This window comes from Acinetobacter sp. YH12152, assembly GCF_013418285.1.
Classification (GTDB): domain Bacteria; phylum Pseudomonadota; class Gammaproteobacteria; order Pseudomonadales; family Moraxellaceae; genus Acinetobacter; species Acinetobacter amyesii.
The window spans coordinates 1-17,607 of sequence record NZ_VPCH01000061.1 but is presented as its reverse complement, the minus strand read 5'-3'; the positions used below and the strand labels follow the sequence as shown (position 1 = coordinate 17,607).

Sequence of the window (17,607 nt, the reverse complement as noted above, 5' to 3'; positions counted from 1 at the left end):
TATAAAGAGTTCCTGTACCGCCATACTGTCAGCGCAGTGCGGTATCGAAAGGTGCAATCTCTAAGATTGCATGGGTCGCAAAGATTCCCCCACCATAGCTCTTAGCTTGGTGGTGGGAGTATGTCAAGTCCTCAACTACGATCATTGCGTGGTTTTTGCTGAGAGTTGTAGTGACTTTGTGCAAGTAGTCATGCCGAATATTGGCAATATGATGGTGTAATTTATTGATCTTTAGATTCAGTTTTTTCCAGTTTTGACTAAATTTGGTTTTCTTTCTCAACTTGCGTTGAAGCCTAGCTAACTTGACCTGATTGGCTTTAAAGCTATTGATCGGGTCGAATACCTGACCACTAGAGGTTGTGATTAACTTTTTAACGCCCAAGTCGATGCCAATGGCTGATTTTGATGGGTGGATAGGTTGTTCGACCTCACGATTAGTACAAAATGAAATGTACCAAAGCCCACAAATTTTCTTAATCGTGACACTTGTGATTTTGCCAACAATTTCCTGTGATTTTTTAAACTTAATTCAACCTGTTTTTTTAGGCAAAGAAACGCGATCACCGACAACATCACAATCCTGAAACGGAAGTCTAAACGATTGCTCACCATCAGATTTTTTCTTAAAGCGTGGCATGAGTGGTCGAAGCTGAACCTCGCTACCATCAGCTAATTTAAAGAATCTTGGTTTTTTAGGTTTGAATGGTTTTTGCTTCAACTTCGCTTGTTCTTTGGCGTTATAGAACTTCTTCCATGCTGTAGCAAGATCACGGATTTTTTGCTGTAAGCAAGCTGAATAGGTATCACCAAGAAAAGAGAACTCTGGTATTTTCTTGAGTGGTACTAAGTTTTTCTCAATGGTTTCATAGCGAATAAATTCATCTTTAGCGAACATTTCAAATGATTTAGCGAGAATTTGATTCCACACAAAACGAGCAGAACCGATTGCTTGATTAAGCAATATTCCCTGTTCTTGATTAGGCAAAAGCCTAAACTTGCAATGTTGTGAAATCTTCATTAAACCATTGTTTAGGAAAGAGTTATTAATAAATAACTGTATCAGAAATTGGTGATATATCCAAGAAAATATTAGCTTTATTATGGCTTACGCCACTCGCTTATATCCACCACCTCACTGTCGGTGGGGGTCTTACGCTCGATTAAAGATAAAAAATATACTAGTATCCTGATGATAGCCGTCAAAGTACGATCTCTAGCAGATCATGGATCCTGGTATAGCGCGTGAATTGAGCTAAGTTTTAGAATGAGAGAAATATGGGTTTTAGATTTCGTAAAAGTATTAAATTATTCCCGGGTTTTAAAATTAATCTGACCCATAAAGGCATCAGCAGTGCCAGCATTGGCAAACCTGGTGCTTCTCTAAATATTGGGAAAAAAGGTACGCGAACCAGTGTCGGCATTCCAGGTACGGGACTATCTTACTCTAAACACCAACCTTACTCTAAAAAGACCCGTGTTCCACAACCGACATCGCTAGAACACACGGAATATAATCCTCAGAATTTAGAACAACCGAAGACAAAGATCTGGCCTTGGATTATTTTTGGAATATTGTGTTTTATGGTGGGTGCCGTCATTTTTTAGCAAGAACAGCATTGTATTTTAATCAAAAAAAATGCCCAGATGGATGAATGGGCAAACTAAGGAATTAATATCCTTCAGAAACTCCAGCGCAATTCTCGCTACTTTCAGTAAGCAACTCTGGCTCAATCATGATGGTCTGACTCAATCGAATCGAGGTAAATCGATCCATCACAATTGGAGCAGAAATTATGCTTGAATACATTCTTGAATGATGCTGAAAAGTCTTTGAGTTTTAATTAATAAATAAGAGTATCCATGTCTACCCTCAACTTTACTTATTTTCAGATAGCAACCAATCGAGAGCACTCATTTTTACAATACCATTATAATTCGCTTCAGTCCCTATCGTGTCTAAGGTAAGCAAATACTTGGGATACGAATCAGAAATTTTCTGTAATGGACGTAACTCTCGGCTGAGTGTCTCCTCATTGAGCGTTTCTAATGCCACCTGATAATAAGTTAAATTCTGTAAAGTATCGACAGCAACAAAATCAATTTCATATTCATCAACCCGCCCTACATAGACCGTATAACCTCGTCTGACAAGCTCAAGATAAATCACATTTTCTAAGATATGACCTTGATCAGCATTAGCATCAGGCAACATAATCCGGCGCAATCCGACATCAACTAAATAGTATTTTTCAGAGGATTGTAATAACTCACGCCCGCGTACTTTAAATTGTGCGGCACTATAAAATAACAAACTGTCCTGTAAGCCCTGAATATAGCGTTTTACTGTTTCAAATGAAATCTTAACCCCACTTGAAACAAAGGTATTTTTAATTTTATTGATGGAAATAGGTGAGCCTGTCACGCTTGCCAAATATCTTGCGACACGCTCGAGAGAGTTAATATCGGCAGTATTCAAACGGGGAATAACATCTTTAAACATTACACTGGCATAGACCGCTTGCAAGTAATCATAGGTTTCCTGCTGGCTGGTCATGGCAAGCGTATAGGGGAAACTACTGCGCGTGTACATGGCATACAAATCACGATTGGATAATTGTTGGATGATCGGATTATTTTCAATATGCCACTGTTTAAACTCTTGGAATGACAAGGGTAAAACATGTTGCTCGATATAGCGTCCTGTGAGTAACGTCGCAAGTTCTCCACTTAGAAAGAATGCATTTGAACCTGTAATATATAAATCGATATAATCCCGAACATATAAAGAGTCGACTACTTTTTCAAAATTTTTAACATGTTGTATTTCATCTAAAAAAACATAATTTTTTTTACTTTTATCAACTTTGGACAATACATAATCATGTAGTTTACGGTAATCGGTGAGTTCTTCAAATTCCATAAATTCGAAGTTGATGGCAATGATGTTTTCGGCTTGTACACCCTGTGCTTTTAGGTCTTGTTGAAACATCGCTAACAAGGTGGATTTTCCAGAGCGACGTACACCCGAAAGCACTTTAATGACATCATGGTTTTGCCATGTATTCAGAAATTTTAAGTAGCCATCACGTCGAATATTAGCGCTTCTCATTATTTACACTTAGAATCTAAAGTTCTAATTAATTCTATCAAAGTTTAGAACCTAGATGTAAAAATATTCAATTTAAAAAAAAGTTTAAAGTTTAAGTGAAACATTCAAAGCTACTGTTGAAGCATGCAAACAGTAGATCTGATAAAAATCCAAATTCTGTCTTTTTAATTATTTTCCATGTCATGTTATGTCATTGATGCTGCGACTTAACTGCTATATAAATTAAGTGAAAAGTAAAAGGAATTAATATGTTAACTAGAGTGGAACTCATTTTTGTTGTGCTGATGGTCTCAGCCTTAATCCTAATTGCTTATGAAATGCTAAAAGGTTTATTTTAGAGCATCTATACAATTTTTGATCAAAAAAAAGCCCACAGAGGGAATCTATGGGCGAAACTAAGGACCTTGACGGTCATTCAGAAACTACAGCTAGTTTCTGGTTGTGATTCTAAAGTGAATTAAAAACAACCACATTGGCTGAATATATCAAAATCTAAATCATTGATAAATTCTAGAAAATTAATTTACCCCCTCTGCTGCTCAATACAGTAATTCACCAAACAAATCCGCTCTAATCTCTTCCAGGCTCAAATCTGATTTCATCCTATTACAGATGGGATGAACCAGCAGGCCATTCTCTAGAACGCCTTGCCCACCTACGGCTTTGGCAATCCGATGATCCGATTCAGTAGAATCAAGATAGATCAATCCATCACAAATGAGGCAAAAGTTATGATTACCCACCACAAAATTGTGCTTAAGCAGACTCTTGGTTAATGCCGAAAAGGCCTTTGGCTTTGACCGAGAAATTGGACTAATCGACTCCACATATCCCACCACATTCTTGACTACTGCATCATCATAACCACCCAAAAACCTTTCGACATAGAACTCGTTAAAGTTTATGTACTTGAAGGCCTTAGACATGGACTGAATAAATGTATTCAGGCATTTCTCATCATCAAAATCAACCTCCATTTCCAAGCTTAAGCAAATAAAGGCTTTATAGACAATTTGTAGCCGATCATAGCCCTTGATACCACTGCCGAACTTACCGACCGTTTCGGTGGTCGCCACGGGGAAATTGGCGATCAAAAACTCAATACTACGGCGTACCCGGGTGAAGTCCTTGAAACTAATCTTTCGATGATGAATCTGCATGCGGCTTTCATGAATTTCATACACAATTGAAAACCATGCAAGAAAAGAAGTAATCTGAAAACGCTGATCCTTATAAAAATATAAGTATGGATGTAAGCCCAAACTCGGAACCGTTATTTAAAACCTACTCAATGTGGGTTTGATGTTTAATTCCTACTTCACCATCAAGAACCTAAAGCATCTGCTTTAGGGATTACCTCAATTCCATAGGCTGTCACGGTGTAACTCACCGCCTTAATCACCACTTATGCAGTGATTAAATCTTTATCCGCATATCGCAGGATATTAATTGATGCATTAACGTCACGATTTTGGATGGTTTGGCAAACTAAGCACTTCCACTCTCGCGCAGAAAGTGTGAGAGATTGATTTAATTCACCACAGCACGAACATATTTTACTACTTGGGAAGAATCGACCAACCGAAAGTACCGATTTTCCATGCTGTTTGGCTTTATAAATCAACTGCCTTTTAAACTCATAAAAACCCATATCGGATATAGCTCTTGCGAGTTTACGATTCCTCAACATGCCTTTAACATTCAAATCTTCAATCGCAATCACATCAAAACGTGTTACCAAATCCGTTATGACTTGATGAAGATTATTCTTGCGTAGACAGGCAATTTTATAGTGCAGGCGAGATAGCTTGGCTTTTGCTTTTTCTCGATTCTGACTCCCTTTTTTCTTACGACTAAAAGACTTGTTGAGTCGTCTTAGTTTTGCAAGCTATCTTTTAAGTGGTGCGTTAGAAGGAATAACCTCACCATTTGAAAGGGTGGCAAGATTAGAGACACCCAAATCAACACCGATACTTAAACCTGTTTTCGGTTTAAGCTTTTCGATCCGGGTGAGTTCGACAGCGATTGATACAAACCACTTACCACCTTGTTTAAATATTTTGGCCGAGAGAATTTTACCCTTATAGCGCTTGATATCCGCAGAAGCCTGCTGTCGACTCAATCCAAACCAGCTCATCAAACGATTGGTAACCAAACGACCTTCCCAGTATGCAAGGAGTTCAATGGCTCTCATTCTGAGAAGCACTTCATGCTTATCTGTCGTCATATACCAATCAGTCAATAAATCGTAGTTTTAAGATTACCCCATAGCAAATGTACAGTAAACATTTTTTACGGTATTTTTAAAGCAATTGGATTTTTAGTCTAATCTCAGGGGAGCCATGATTTATTTGCTATTTTCACCCATCCACATTAAATAATTATTTTCTTTCCCTTGAGCATATGCCCACTCTGCCACCTTATGTGACCGCTCTTTATCTGTTAAAAAACCAAGCACAGATATCCTATCCACAATAATCAAATCCTGTTCTTCATTACGCTCTTGCCACTTATGCAAAAATTCATCAGATGCCAGTAGATTACTTTTCTTAGAATTACAGCTTGAATCTGCCAATACAAAGTTATGACCTGTATCCGATGGGTACATAGACCATGGAATGAAATGATCAACGGCGTAATTGCCATTTCGCATCGGTTTACTGCAGTAGAAGCATTTACAGTCTTGCAGCTCGACCAATACATTTGCTACCGCATTCAACTGGTTTCTACTCGGCTCAAACATGAATTGTTCAAGATTCGGCAACTGATTCAAAATAGGTGCATTGCTGCTGTTCTTACGGATATAGTCAATCCAACGTTTCTGGCAAAGCTCTTCGATGATTTCACTGAACTGTCGTAAGCAAAACATGACTTGAGGCAAAAGGATGAGCTGCTTTCCACACCGATCAAGCTGATATAAAAACTCAAAATTTTGACCATTGATGTTTTGCAGATAACGGACTGGCATGTCTTTTACAGTGCGAGCGACATCTTTAACTAGCTTCAACCATACCAATGAATCTCGTCTTAACAGTCCAAGGGATGAGTAACTCTGACGAAGCCCAATGATTCGATTTACAATCGCTGCTTGCTTACCATTATTTTGATTTAAGATCAGTTGACCTTCATTATTAAAGGTATATGGCACTGCTTGCTTCCAATATAGCTCGATAAACTTCTCAGCGATATCCGTATATTCGAGTGATAGACTCTCACCTGAATCTTTACCTTTTTCAATAGCTAATCGGCTTAGGCTAATCAGCAACGCAAATTTATAGGTGCTACTAAAACTACCCGACTGTAAAATCAGCTGAATATTTTTTAAGAATTTAAGTTGTTCTTGTGCAGCAGGTGTATGCGCATTAATCCTCTACTAAATAGATAATATAATTTGGATCATTCATTAAACATAGTCAAAGTATTCACCAAGTTTAATTCACGACAAAGCATGAAATTTGTCTGCTCGAATAACCTTTCAAACACTGGATGCCCTGATAATTGCTGAGTACCACGAAATGGATGATCTCGATATTCTGGCATTACCGGAAACTCTGCATTCCTCACTCTCAGCTCAAAGCTCAATGCATCAAACCAGTCTTTATCAAAGCTCTTGTCTTGAAGTTTAACCAGCTCGTTTGCCGCTACCGGGTACGTCACCCAGAGCTTACACATCATTCCCTGTTGCTCAACTTCCTTTGTATAGCTATCCGTTTCTGATTCAAGAACAGAAGAAATCATATTCGTGATCTCCCTGATATGCTTTTGAATGTTCTTATAAGCATTCAACTGAGGGTATCCCCTCTGCAGGGCAATTAACTCATTTAGGAACTTCCTTAAAGAATTTTGTGAGAGATTGTCATTGGCAATATCAAACGACTCCTTGTTACCGAAGTTTGAGCGATCTTCCATAATCATAGGCCCACAGATATAGATATTTTCAGGAATGGTCAAAGCATCTTCCTGATCGCTAATGGTGAGTAATCTGGACTTAAGCGAATGATTATCCCGGCACCATTTCTCGTAGAACTGAAGTTCTTTTAACTCAGGCGTTAATGTAGGTGTGTAAAAACTTCGGTATTTGTTGGTCTTAGTGCTATAGGTGGAACTGAGCTTATTTGCTGAGTAAACCGTTTGGGCCTTCTCTACCACAGCCTTAAGCCTACCTACCAACTCACCTTCAGTAGCAACAATTTTATAAAGAACACTATTCACGTCCTTCATAAAATCCCTAATCAAAGAAGCTAAACCCGGTTTATCACTGGCTTTATCCTTCACCTCACCAATTGGGATCATGGCGATCTGAGTTTTTTTGAAGCCAGCATCCCCAGTGATACGAGTGTATAAAGTCCCACGAATAAGCATGAAAATTGAGAGCATATCCAATGAGCTCTTAACTTTATATTCAAGCTCTGTCTGAGTTTCATCATTAGATACCAAGTAGAAATCTTCTACCAGAATCGTCAGCAAACGATCACGTTCATCGCCGTTGACCCACTCATTTTTCTCTTTATCCAAATATCCACCACGTCCCCGGTAAACAAGCTGGGCGATTTCCATTAAAGAGGCTTCAATTGCGAAACGAGGCATGGCAGCAATGATTGAATCACAGTTCGGGAATGAAATCCCCCTAGCCGCAGTCGAAGTAATCAGTACGACTTGCAATGTCTCTTTGCGATCCAGCAACTCTGTACGGTGGTATCCCATTAACTGGCTATCAAAAATGCCAATCTTAGAGCGTCCAACCACTCCTTCATCGACTAATGCATCTCTGAGTGCGGCCAATGCATTTTTATCCTGAGCAAAGTAGATAACTTGCTTTTTACCATCTTCAAGATTCTTTTGAATAAGCTCGATAGCAGTCTGTTGAGTCCTTTCCCCAGCTTTCTGGCGAAATAGATGAGTCAGGTTCTTATCCAATCCAAAATCATCTGTTTCAGGGACTACGGCGTATTGCTTGAGCATATATTGGATTTTAAGATCACTTGCCGGGTAACAATTCGCCATGATATGGATACTAGAACGAACAGAGTTACCATCATCCAGATCTGCAGTCTGCATCTTGAATGGGAAATTACCCAAAGATGGAGAGATGAACATTTTTGCTGGTAACTGGTCCTGTTTCTTCATGTAATTTTGGATTGCATTCACATTACTAAGGGATGCATCTGCAAGAATCACAGTCACCGTAAATGGAGAATTACCTTGAAACGGTTCAATGAAGTTTTTGGAAAGGAATTTCAGCATCTCATTGATAAAAGTACGTGTACCTGAATCCCCTGTAATTTCATCAAACATCACCACAATGTTAGGGAACTTTTTGGCAAACTCTCTCCGTTCGATTTTGGCCTCTGTCGGCTTCTTATCGATTTTGTATTGGAACATTTTTTCCAGCCCATCCAAACTGGAAGCTGCCACAGTTTTATTTTGGTTTTCCCTTGGGTTTCGTGGTCCAGCTGGTGTGGTGTTATATGGCATGAATGCCTGACTTGCTACAGTCATCGTCAGTTTATTGAGCTCTGGATGGAATACAAGTAATTGCTGGGTCGCTTCCCCTAATGAATCAAACACTCTGGCAAACTTCTTATTGGTTGCCGTAATTTTAGATTCTGAAGTATTGGCATAGCGTCTATTGGCATTTGCATTCTGTTCCAGGTCTTTGAGCTTTCGGTATTCATCTTGTTTGAACAATAGAACACTTGAGCCATGATCTATCTTCATATCTTCAACACCACCCACAATAGCGGCACCACGCGCATTCACCTTACAATCCGTATTGTGAATCTTCGAATAGATTTGCTGTGCCTGTGTCACCACATCACTGTTACTGGTAATCGTAGCTGATATTTTAGATAAATCACTGACCACATCATCGTTAATCAACACTCGTGGACTGGTATAAAAGAAAAAAAAGCCTTCCAAATCTGCCAGCAAAGTCTTAACGCTCGATGTTTTCCCAATCCCCGGCGTACCAGTCAAACAGATGAAATTCACTTGGCCTTGTTTACTTTCCTTCAGTGCCAGTACTACGGCGGATTTATGCAAATCACGTAAGGTGAATGAAGTTTTATTCTCAATTTTTCCCTTACGAATTGTTTTAAACTCAGCCAGCACCATCTCTTTAAGTTTTTGGTTATGGTCTTCGTCATCGACTTGCCGATCTATCAAGTCAAAAACCCACTCTAAAGCCAGTGGCTGGTTAGGATTCACAAAATCCTTAAGCCTTTCGGTAATAGTGAAAGTAAGATCCTGACCGTAGGAAATATCGCTAATATTTTTGGACACGATTTCCGAGATGTTTTTGACAGGTTCATTCACCAGATAATTCAGAATCTCAACTTGCAGTTTCGTACGTTCATCCATATCGTCCAGACTCAGAACGTTATCCTGATACTCCTTGCCCAGCTGATACATAATTTCCAGCTCTGGGGATTTATCTTTATCCGAAAATTCAGCAGAAATGTATTCACTTCCCCGGCTGGTGATCGCCATCACACTCAGACGAATATTTGGCATGTCATCTTGTTCAAACTTCCATTTAAAAGAATCAACAAAAGTGGTTGCATACGAACAGCCTTGCGCCATCTTAAATAGGACTTTTTCCTTACGGACATAGGCTCTCAAGTATTCACGTAGTTTTTTTGAGAACTTAAATGGGATCTCTTGAGCTTCTGCATTCACGTATGAGAAAACACTTTGCGATTCAGAATGTTTGATGTAACGCTTGTACTCTTGCAAATAGGTACAAGAATCCTTGGCATTGAATTGTTCTGGTTCACCTAAAACGTAAAATAATGAATATTCCTGAACCAGCACATGATAGTTGGCTTTGACTTTGATTACCGCCAAGAAATCAGCACGACCAAACATACCCTTACCAAACATTTTAGCGTGGGTAAGACTGAATTGTTGATTCCATGTTTCCAACGCCTTCTCCTTGAAGGCTTTAATAGCAATATGTTCTTCCTCAGTTGTGTAGTCATCTACAATGGTCTGGGTTATATCATTTGGCATTGTCAGTGGACACCAGATGCCAGATAAGCTCCAATTTGGTCTTGCATTCGCCGTTTTAGCCCTTGCAATACCTTTTGGCTTGATCTTTCTTAGAAACTCACGAGTATTGGTATAACCATGCCCGAATCCAGTTTTTATCAATTGCTGAAAATAGCTTTCGATATTTTCATGGATAGCGGCATTAATGACATCGCTATATAGCGCTTCCTTCATTTCCTGAAAGACATCAGCAATCTGTTTACTATTCCATTCTGCTACTACAGGATGGCTGGCTGATAATAGCTTTGCATCAAGCAAAGCCATAATCGAACCACGTTTAACAGCGATCTCATAAACCTCGCCCCAAACTTTGGCTTCATTGTTCACCACGGCGCTTACTCCACATCAGTCGCTAAAATTTCTTCAGCTCCCTCTGGAGACGGCTCGATTGGCTCAATCAAGTCTTCATTCATCAGAATAACGTATTCTTCGAGCTTGCCGATTAAGGCTGGCAGACTCATGACAACTTCGCCTTTATTTAGACGACTCGACACTATGACTTCACCAAGCTCTTGAATGCCAGTAGTGCCACGAATATGGGAAGGCTCAAGTACCGGAGTGAAGTTTTTGCCAGCTGTAGGACGTTCAGACTCAAAGTAATGCAGACCACGCAATACAGAGCGAATTGATTTCATTTCATTGGAATCATTCACATCAATAATTTTACTGTGCAATCTAATTCGCTTATCGTTATGAATCGAATGCTCCTGACTGGTTAGCATATAGAAATACGAACAAATACCATTCTGAGTACGAACACCCACAGTACGTTTAGTCGCAAAGCTATATACGGACAAGGATTGTTTATATTCTTTTTGATTGATGATCGCAGTATGGTACTGATGGTGCGGTACCTCATAGACACGACTGTTATCACTGGTTTTTAAGCTCAGTGCTGGGATCGTATCAGACTGGAATGGATAGAAATTCATATTCGGGAACAACTGATCAAGTTGATCCAAAGCACTTTCACTTTCATGAATCAAGTTGCTGGTTTCAGTCTTACCGATCTTACGCTGTGCAAAATGGTGTGAAAGCAATACAACATCTTCAAAACCATCTGACTGCAGTTTTTCGATGATACGGTGCATCGCCTTACTTGTTCTCAGATTGTCTTCAGCAACTGGGGCATGACTGACCTTCTGTAGTGATAAGCGACCCTGTTTATCGTTGATACGCTCAAGTGTATAGACGTAGCAGATGTAGCCATAATCTGGTTTAAGAAGTAGCAAATCCTTCTGATGCTGATACTTAAATTCCACATCATTCTCAGGTCGAGAGTTATAACTAATACAGGCAATTTTGTCCTTAGTGCCCTCAAATGGGATGATGATTTCTGAATATCCTGACAGTGCTTCAATTGCAGCCTGAATACGGTAAGTCACTGTTTTATCCATAGCGAGATTCACCGGGGCACAAACTCGCTCACCATTTTGATTACCATAAGGCATAGGATCTGGTTGATACTTAAGGCCCTGTACCTTCACAATAGCATCATCATTGTTCAGCAACTTCTCAAGGGTATAAGCGGTGGCATACGCTCGTTTACACTCAGGATTAAACCCACCTTTTTGGATCTTTTTTGATTTCCTTTGAAATTGGGCTTTTTCTTCATTCTCATGTTCATCAACTGAGTCAATTCGCATTACAGGTACATATAAGCGCTCTTCGATACCCAGTTGATTTTTTACTTCTTTAATCAGATGTTTAAGGAATAGATGAATCGCAATCGAAAAACATGACGTACTGATGATCAAAGCATTTTCTTTTTCATCCAAACATAATTGAGCATGGCCGCCTTTTAAGTCACTCAATCGAAATAGCTTAGATGAATAATGAATCATGACCTTGTATTTAGATAACAAGTTGTCATAACTTAAGCTCTCAGGATGATAAAAATGTGGCAGCCCATTGTCGCTGACCTTCTTGTTGGTCGGCACCATCAATACTGGTAAACAAGGAATATTCAGATTACGAGCGACATCAAATTGATCTAGGTCGGTATTAGGATTCTCAATCGGTACCAACGTTCGAATTTTCAGTGTGGAATTAAACTCAATCTCGCTTAGGGCTTTACGAGCATAATCATTCTTTCGAATGATTTCGTCTTGGCTCATTTTCGCCAACTTTTTACGGCTAGCATCCACTATCGAGATGTAGCTGTAAAAGTTCGATTCTTTACCCTTAAATATACTAAAGAACTGTTCCGCATCTTCACCAATTGAACTCTTGAATACATCTAGATTCACAATACTTGGAAGGATGTAGAGTACAGTTTTAAGACTACTATCCTTTTCCATCTCACTAATGATGGAATCCAGATTCGCTTTTAGCGCTGTAGTGATCGTAGACGTGATCACCTCCATTCGCTCATGCATTTTTTCGGTATTGAGCTTTTCGTCTAAGATACGAGTAAGGTTAAGTCGGATTTTTTGAGGATTCTTGAATGCATCAACCAGTTTATTGAATGCCCCTTCAAAATCTGAAATCTTCATGTCTGCCCCAGATAGGACGAAGTACATCATAATGAGCTGGAACATCTCTACTTGAGCAACGCGATCTGAGCACTCTTTGCTTAATCGCTCTTCAGAAATCGGCTGACCTTTATCATCCACAATATCCTTCAGCAGCAATGCTTTATTGATAGTATGCAGACGAGCTTCATAAGCAGTCAGCATGGTATCTGTACCCGAACGGTTGCCTTTGCTTGTCTTATAATTGATCTGCAACTTAGAATTAAATGAACTTACTTTTTCCTCTTTAACAAACTCCCCATTCACCCGAAAGGCATAAGTGACTTCACGTTTTAGAGATAGCCCTTCCTTATCCTCATGACGAATATCATTCATTTCAATTTTTGGTTTTACCCAGATTGGCAAAGCATCTGTTGCTCCAACATAGGCCAGCAAACCATTAAAATCAACTTTACCTACAGCGCCATAGATAGCACTAAAGTCAATACCATAGTCCTTAATGGTTTCCGTTGTTTCCTCATTCCATGGAGCAATTCGATTACCAAAAATCTCAAAGAAAGCAATTGCTTTACGGATATAGGAAACAGCGGACTCACGCTTGAAATCGTTACGCTCAGTCTTCTCAATGTGATCAGCAATGATCTCCATTATTTTGAAGCAATTTCGGATACGAGCTCGTGATAGTGCTTTGATTTCTACGAAATGAAGTAGATTTTGGATATCATTATTTTCAGCAGAACATTCATCATCAAGAATTTCCTGCATACGTTCAGCAACCTCTAATGGCATCTTTTCACCAGCTGAGTAGGACTGCTTCACAATGGCTTTGATTGCCTCGCAAACCTCTTTCACCCATTGAGGTTTGCTGATTTCTTCAGTAACAGTGAAAAGTCGTAATTCGCCATCTTTTGCTTTTAAGTCGTTTGTATATTGCAAAGAAGCTACTTTAGATTGTCCTTTGACTTGCATAGGATACTGAGAATTTTTGGCAATCACTGGATCAGAATATTTGAGATCGCCTAAGAATTGGTTGAGAGAATTCAGTGCCATACCTGTCGGAGCATTTTGAAGTACTTGCCGAACAATTTCAGACATCACTTGGTCTAAATCACGATAGGTCTGGGCAGTTTTAGCTTCAGATTCCTTATCAAATAAGGTACTAATTCGAAGTTTTGAATCTTCAGGTAATAATTGAATATCTTTGATGATGTTATAGATTGGCTTTGAGTCGTTTTTAGTCCCGATTTGCTTAAATACTGCAGACACAAAAGCGGTCGCATCAAAATGCAGATTATGAGAAGGCCCATAATAATTAAAGAAATGAGCTGGTTGATGGTTTTTAAGAGTCCCCACCATGGCTTTTAATAAAGGGGAAAGAATTATTTTAGGTGCGAGTGTACTTAGTTCTGTACTAGAACCATTGTTATTTAATTGCATTAAGTTTTTCCATGATAAAGTTGGCACTAAGAGGTCTTTTTATATTTATTAAATATCAAAATCCTCTGTCTGAACTTTGATCATATTTTTTTTAATTAAGAATGTAAATATAAGTTATTTAGAGATTTCTTAAATCGCTATGAACCCAATGGCATTTACACTTTGACAAAGAATATTGGTTAACTTGGACAGACTAAAACTTAGATCAGTGGCAAAAAAATATTAAAAAACAATACTAATTAGGAATGAGCCAATCCCTATAATTGATTAATTATATCCATCTGAACAAATAACCGCATTGGGTCATCCGAAAATTGAGTAAATATTCCTACGTGTTGGTAGAATTTCATTGCATCGTCATCTAGCACATCAATCACTACACCGATAGCAGGCAGCCCATGTTGATTAATGGAATATGCTGTTCGTAATGCATAAACCAAAGTTTTAATACCTAGCTGTTTATGTTGATGATCAATAGAAACTGCCAACCTTGCCAATAGCACGATAGGGATAGGGTATGCAGGTAAAGATTTAGACTGTTTGGGTAAGGATTCACGGCTTACAGAACTACTTGCCAATGTGAAATAAGCTGCAATCTGGGCTTTATTTTCATTGGATTGGCAAGGTAATACCCATGTTCGACTCAATCCAAGTACATTATTCTTAACTGCAAATCGACTCAGATATTCATTGAGGCTTTGCTTACCACAATCAAAATTTTTTAGATTATGAATCGAAGCATCTGCAACTTCAAAAGTTGTTCCTAATAACAATTTTAAAAGCCCTCTTTATCTAAAAGTTGGGCAGCCTGTTTTAATCGGGTAGGAACGGTATACTGTGCATTACAGACTTCAATAAATCGGTCAAACTGAGCATTGCTTAATTCAATATTTGCTTGCTCTTGTAAAATTTGCGGTGCTTTATCTCGAATCAAGCGAACAAGAAATTCAGTTAATGAAGAACAGCCTAATGCAGCAGCAGCTCGTTCTGCTAATTGCTTTGTTTCAACATCAACACGCATTTCTATACGTTCACGAACAATTGTAGACATATTCTATCTCCTCTAATCTCTAAATATAATTACACTATGTACGGCATATTTCCGTACATTAAATTTTAACATGCAAACAAGTTCAAGTAAAAGAAGAATCCGTGTCCAAGTAGTTGTTCATTTCGCAGTAAAGCGCCAATATTTTTCATCCGTGAGATTATTCACGGCGAAACTTGCACTCCAATCCTCATTTTTAAAGCCAATGGCAGCATCGACACGGTTCACCATCCACTTTGTAATCATTCTTCACATTGTTATAGAAAGAACCGACATGTGTTACACCAACTTCGGTAATCCCCCCTAAAAATAATAGGATCTAAAAGTAGAATTTTCTCTTAAGATACGAGCAGGAGATTCTGCATGAAAACATCTAAATTTACTGACAGTCAGATCATGTCCATCTTGAAACAGGCAGAATCTGGCACACCTGTAGCGACCCTTTGCCGTGAACACGGCATGAGTAATGCTACCTTTTATAAATGGCGTGCCAAATATGGTGGTATGGATACATCATTAATGGCTCGACTGAAAGAGCTAGAAGCCGAAAATACCAGACTTAAAAAGATGTATGCGGAAGAGCGATTAAAGGCCGAAATCATCCAGGAAGCGATGGCAAAAAAGTGGTAAAGCCATCTTGCCGGCGTAAGATGGCACAACAGGCAGTTGCCCAGCATGCCATTAGTATTCGTTTGGCTTGTAAAGCATTTGGCATTAGTGAAACCTGCTACCGCTATCAAGCCAAACTCAGCGATGACAATGCACTCATTGCTGAACAGCTCATTGAACTCACTGAGGAAAATTCCGATTGGGGCTTTGGTTTGTGCTTCTCGTATTTACGGCATGTTGAGAGTTGCTGCTGGAATCACAAGCGGGTTTACCGCATTTACTGTGAGTTGGCACTGAATCTGCGTATTAAACCGAGAAGAAGACTAAAACGGCATGCGCCTGAACCATTGAAAGAACCAATCCGAGAAAATCAGGTTTGGTCATTAGATTTTATGCATGATCAGCTTTCCGATGGTCGCAAGTTTCGATTATTGAATGTGATTGATGATTACCGCCGCGAAGGCCTAGCCATTGAAGCAGGGTTCTCATTGCCCACAATCAGGGTTATTCGTACGTTGAATCAATTGCTGGAGTGGAGAGAAAAACCGTTAGTGATCCGATGCGATAATGGTCCCGAATTTATCAGTCACGAATTTGTGCGCTGGGCTACTGAGCACGGTATTCGTATTGAATATATTCAACCGGGTAAGCCACAGCAGAATGCGTATATTGAACGCTATAATTGGACCATACGTTATAGTTGGCTGAGCAAGCATTTATTTGATACTTTGGATGAAGTACAAGATTATGCAACAAACTGGTTGTGGCATTACAACCATGAAAGACCACATCAAGCTAACAAAGGAAAGCCACCTCTAATGGCTGCTTAACCTCTACTTTTAACTTCGGTTATTTATGGGAGGATTACCTTATAATTTCTACAATATTTAGTTGCTGTAAACTGATCGCAATGAAACTCTATATATTTAAGCAGCGTGATTTAATAAAGGAAGTAGATTGAAACTGCAAGTTTTATCGGATACTCACAATTCCAAATATTCAATAGCAGAGCAAGCTGATGTCATTATTCACGCTGGCGATTTTTCTAATCGCTTAAGTGGTGCAATTGAGTTTGCCGAAAAATGTAAATCTCTGAATAAAAAATTTATCTTTGTTTTAGGTAATCATGATTACTACAGCTCTAACTACAGTTCAGTCGTGAATTTCTTGAAAGAAAACTACCCAAAAAATGCACTACTTGATGACAACCATATCAAAATACAAGATAAAATATTTGTAGGTGGCACGCTGTTTACGAACTTTCGCTCCAACTCACCACTTACATCTCCTGAGGTACTTTTACAGTCCCAAAAAGATGCTGAACAATCGATTTATGATTTTGATCAAATCATGATTAGCAATGAAAATAGACCTATAACCGCCGATGACTACATAAAACTATTTAAAAAGTATCATCAAAATATTTTGCAGTTTAGAGGGCAAGATCATGTGATTGTTATTACGCATTTTCCACCTCATTTAGCTTGTCTTGATCCATATTGGGGTACGCATCCTGTTGCATCAGCCCTCAATCCCTATTTTATTAATGACCTAGATGTAAAAGGCTTTAAGTTATGGATTGCAGGACATACGCATACATCAGTGGATACTGTAGTCGATGGATGTAGATTAGTGATCAATCCTTTGGGTTATCCACCAGAGCAAGGTAAAAATGGGTTTAGAGAAAATTTGATCATCGAAGTTTAAATAGATATATTTTTCTGAAACTTTTTTAAAGCGTCAGATAACTCGATTTTAACTAAATGTGCGGAATTCTCCATCTATAATCTGTGATTTAGATGGAGATGGATAGCACGCCTTTTCAGTCGGGTCTCTCTTGGTTTTGGATGTATTCTCGAATTACATCAATTGTCGCTCCA

General features: G+C 38.9%; 10 protein-coding genes and 4 pseudogenes. 3 read left to right on the top strand and 11 right to left on the bottom strand.

Features of this window, described 5'->3' with window-relative positions; translation table 11 throughout:
- Positions 1-82: 82 nt before the first annotated feature.
- Positions 83-1,018: pseudogene (locus FTU83_RS15215) on the bottom strand (RNA-guided endonuclease InsQ/TnpB family protein); the annotation flags it as partial.
- Between the two features lie 257 nt (positions 1,019-1,275).
- On the opposite strand from FTU83_RS15215, the gene FTU83_RS15210 reads away from it, so the two are divergent.
- A complete protein-coding gene (locus FTU83_RS15210; RefSeq protein WP_000506885.1) occupies positions 1,276-1,605 on the top strand; it encodes a DUF4236 domain-containing protein in 330 nt (109 codons plus the stop codon).
- 271 nt (positions 1,606-1,876) lie between these two features.
- Here the strand turns inward: FTU83_RS15210 and FTU83_RS15205 are convergent, their stop codons facing one another.
- The 10 genes and pseudogenes from FTU83_RS15205 to FTU83_RS17525 all read right to left on the bottom strand — a co-directional run bounded on the left by FTU83_RS15205 (position 1,877) and on the right by FTU83_RS17525 (position 15,364).
- Complete coding sequence (locus tag FTU83_RS15205; RefSeq protein WP_180107198.1) at positions 1,877-3,109, bottom strand: ATP-binding protein; 1,233 nt, start codon at positions 3,107-3,109, stop codon at positions 1,877-1,879.
- 539 nt (positions 3,110-3,648) lie between these two features.
- Positions 3,649-4,380 (bottom strand): annotated as a pseudogene (locus FTU83_RS15200) (HNH endonuclease signature motif containing protein); the annotation flags it as partial.
- 134 nt (positions 4,381-4,514) lie between these two features.
- Positions 4,515-4,982 (bottom strand): annotated as a pseudogene (locus tag FTU83_RS17625) (RNA-guided endonuclease InsQ/TnpB family protein); the annotation flags it as partial.
- Positions 4,983-5,192: 210 nt separating this feature from the next.
- Positions 5,193-5,336, bottom strand: a pseudogene (locus FTU83_RS17620) (WYL domain-containing protein); the annotation flags it as partial.
- A 120-nt stretch (positions 5,337-5,456) separates the two neighbouring features.
- Complete coding sequence (locus tag FTU83_RS15185; RefSeq protein ID WP_180107200.1) at positions 5,457-6,476, bottom strand: HNH endonuclease signature motif containing protein; 1,020 nt, start codon at positions 6,474-6,476, stop codon at positions 5,457-5,459.
- A gap of 29 nt (positions 6,477-6,505) precedes the next feature.
- Positions 6,506-10,489, bottom strand: coding sequence for a hypothetical protein (locus FTU83_RS15180; protein ID WP_180107196.1), 3,984 nt, complete (start codon positions 10,487-10,489; stop codon positions 6,506-6,508).
- A 5-nt stretch (positions 10,490-10,494) separates the two neighbouring features.
- Complete coding sequence (locus tag FTU83_RS15175) at positions 10,495-14,070, bottom strand: hypothetical protein (protein WP_180107194.1); 3,576 nt, start codon at positions 14,068-14,070, stop codon at positions 10,495-10,497.
- Between the two features lie 257 nt (positions 14,071-14,327).
- A complete protein-coding gene (locus FTU83_RS15170) occupies positions 14,328-14,843 on the bottom strand; it encodes a GNAT family N-acetyltransferase (RefSeq protein ID WP_130132454.1) in 516 nt (171 codons plus the stop codon).
- A gap of 2 nt (positions 14,844-14,845) precedes the next feature.
- Positions 14,846-15,121: a DUF1778 domain-containing protein gene (locus FTU83_RS15165; RefSeq protein WP_130132453.1), complete on the bottom strand. Its 276-nt coding sequence runs from the start codon at positions 15,119-15,121 to the stop codon at positions 14,846-14,848.
- Positions 15,122-15,238: 117 nt separating this feature from the next.
- A complete protein-coding gene (locus tag FTU83_RS17525) occupies positions 15,239-15,364 on the bottom strand; it encodes a hypothetical protein (protein WP_257222650.1) in 126 nt (41 codons plus the stop codon).
- A gap of 117 nt (positions 15,365-15,481) precedes the next feature.
- On the opposite strand from FTU83_RS17525, the gene FTU83_RS15160 reads away from it, so the two are divergent.
- Together FTU83_RS15160 and FTU83_RS15155 are read left to right on the top strand one after the other, a co-directional pair.
- Positions 15,482-16,557 (top strand): IS3 family transposase gene (locus FTU83_RS15160; protein WP_168369550.1). Its coding sequence is split into 2 segments (ribosomal slippage): positions 15,482-15,734 and positions 15,734-16,557, totalling 1,077 coding nucleotides; the frame shifts between segments, so codons are not numbered across the junction.
- Positions 16,558-16,684: 127 nt separating this feature from the next.
- Positions 16,685-17,434, top strand: a complete 750-nt coding sequence (locus tag FTU83_RS15155) for a metallophosphoesterase (protein ID WP_180107445.1) — start codon at positions 16,685-16,687, stop codon at positions 17,432-17,434.
- Positions 17,435-17,607: the final 173 nt, after the last annotated feature.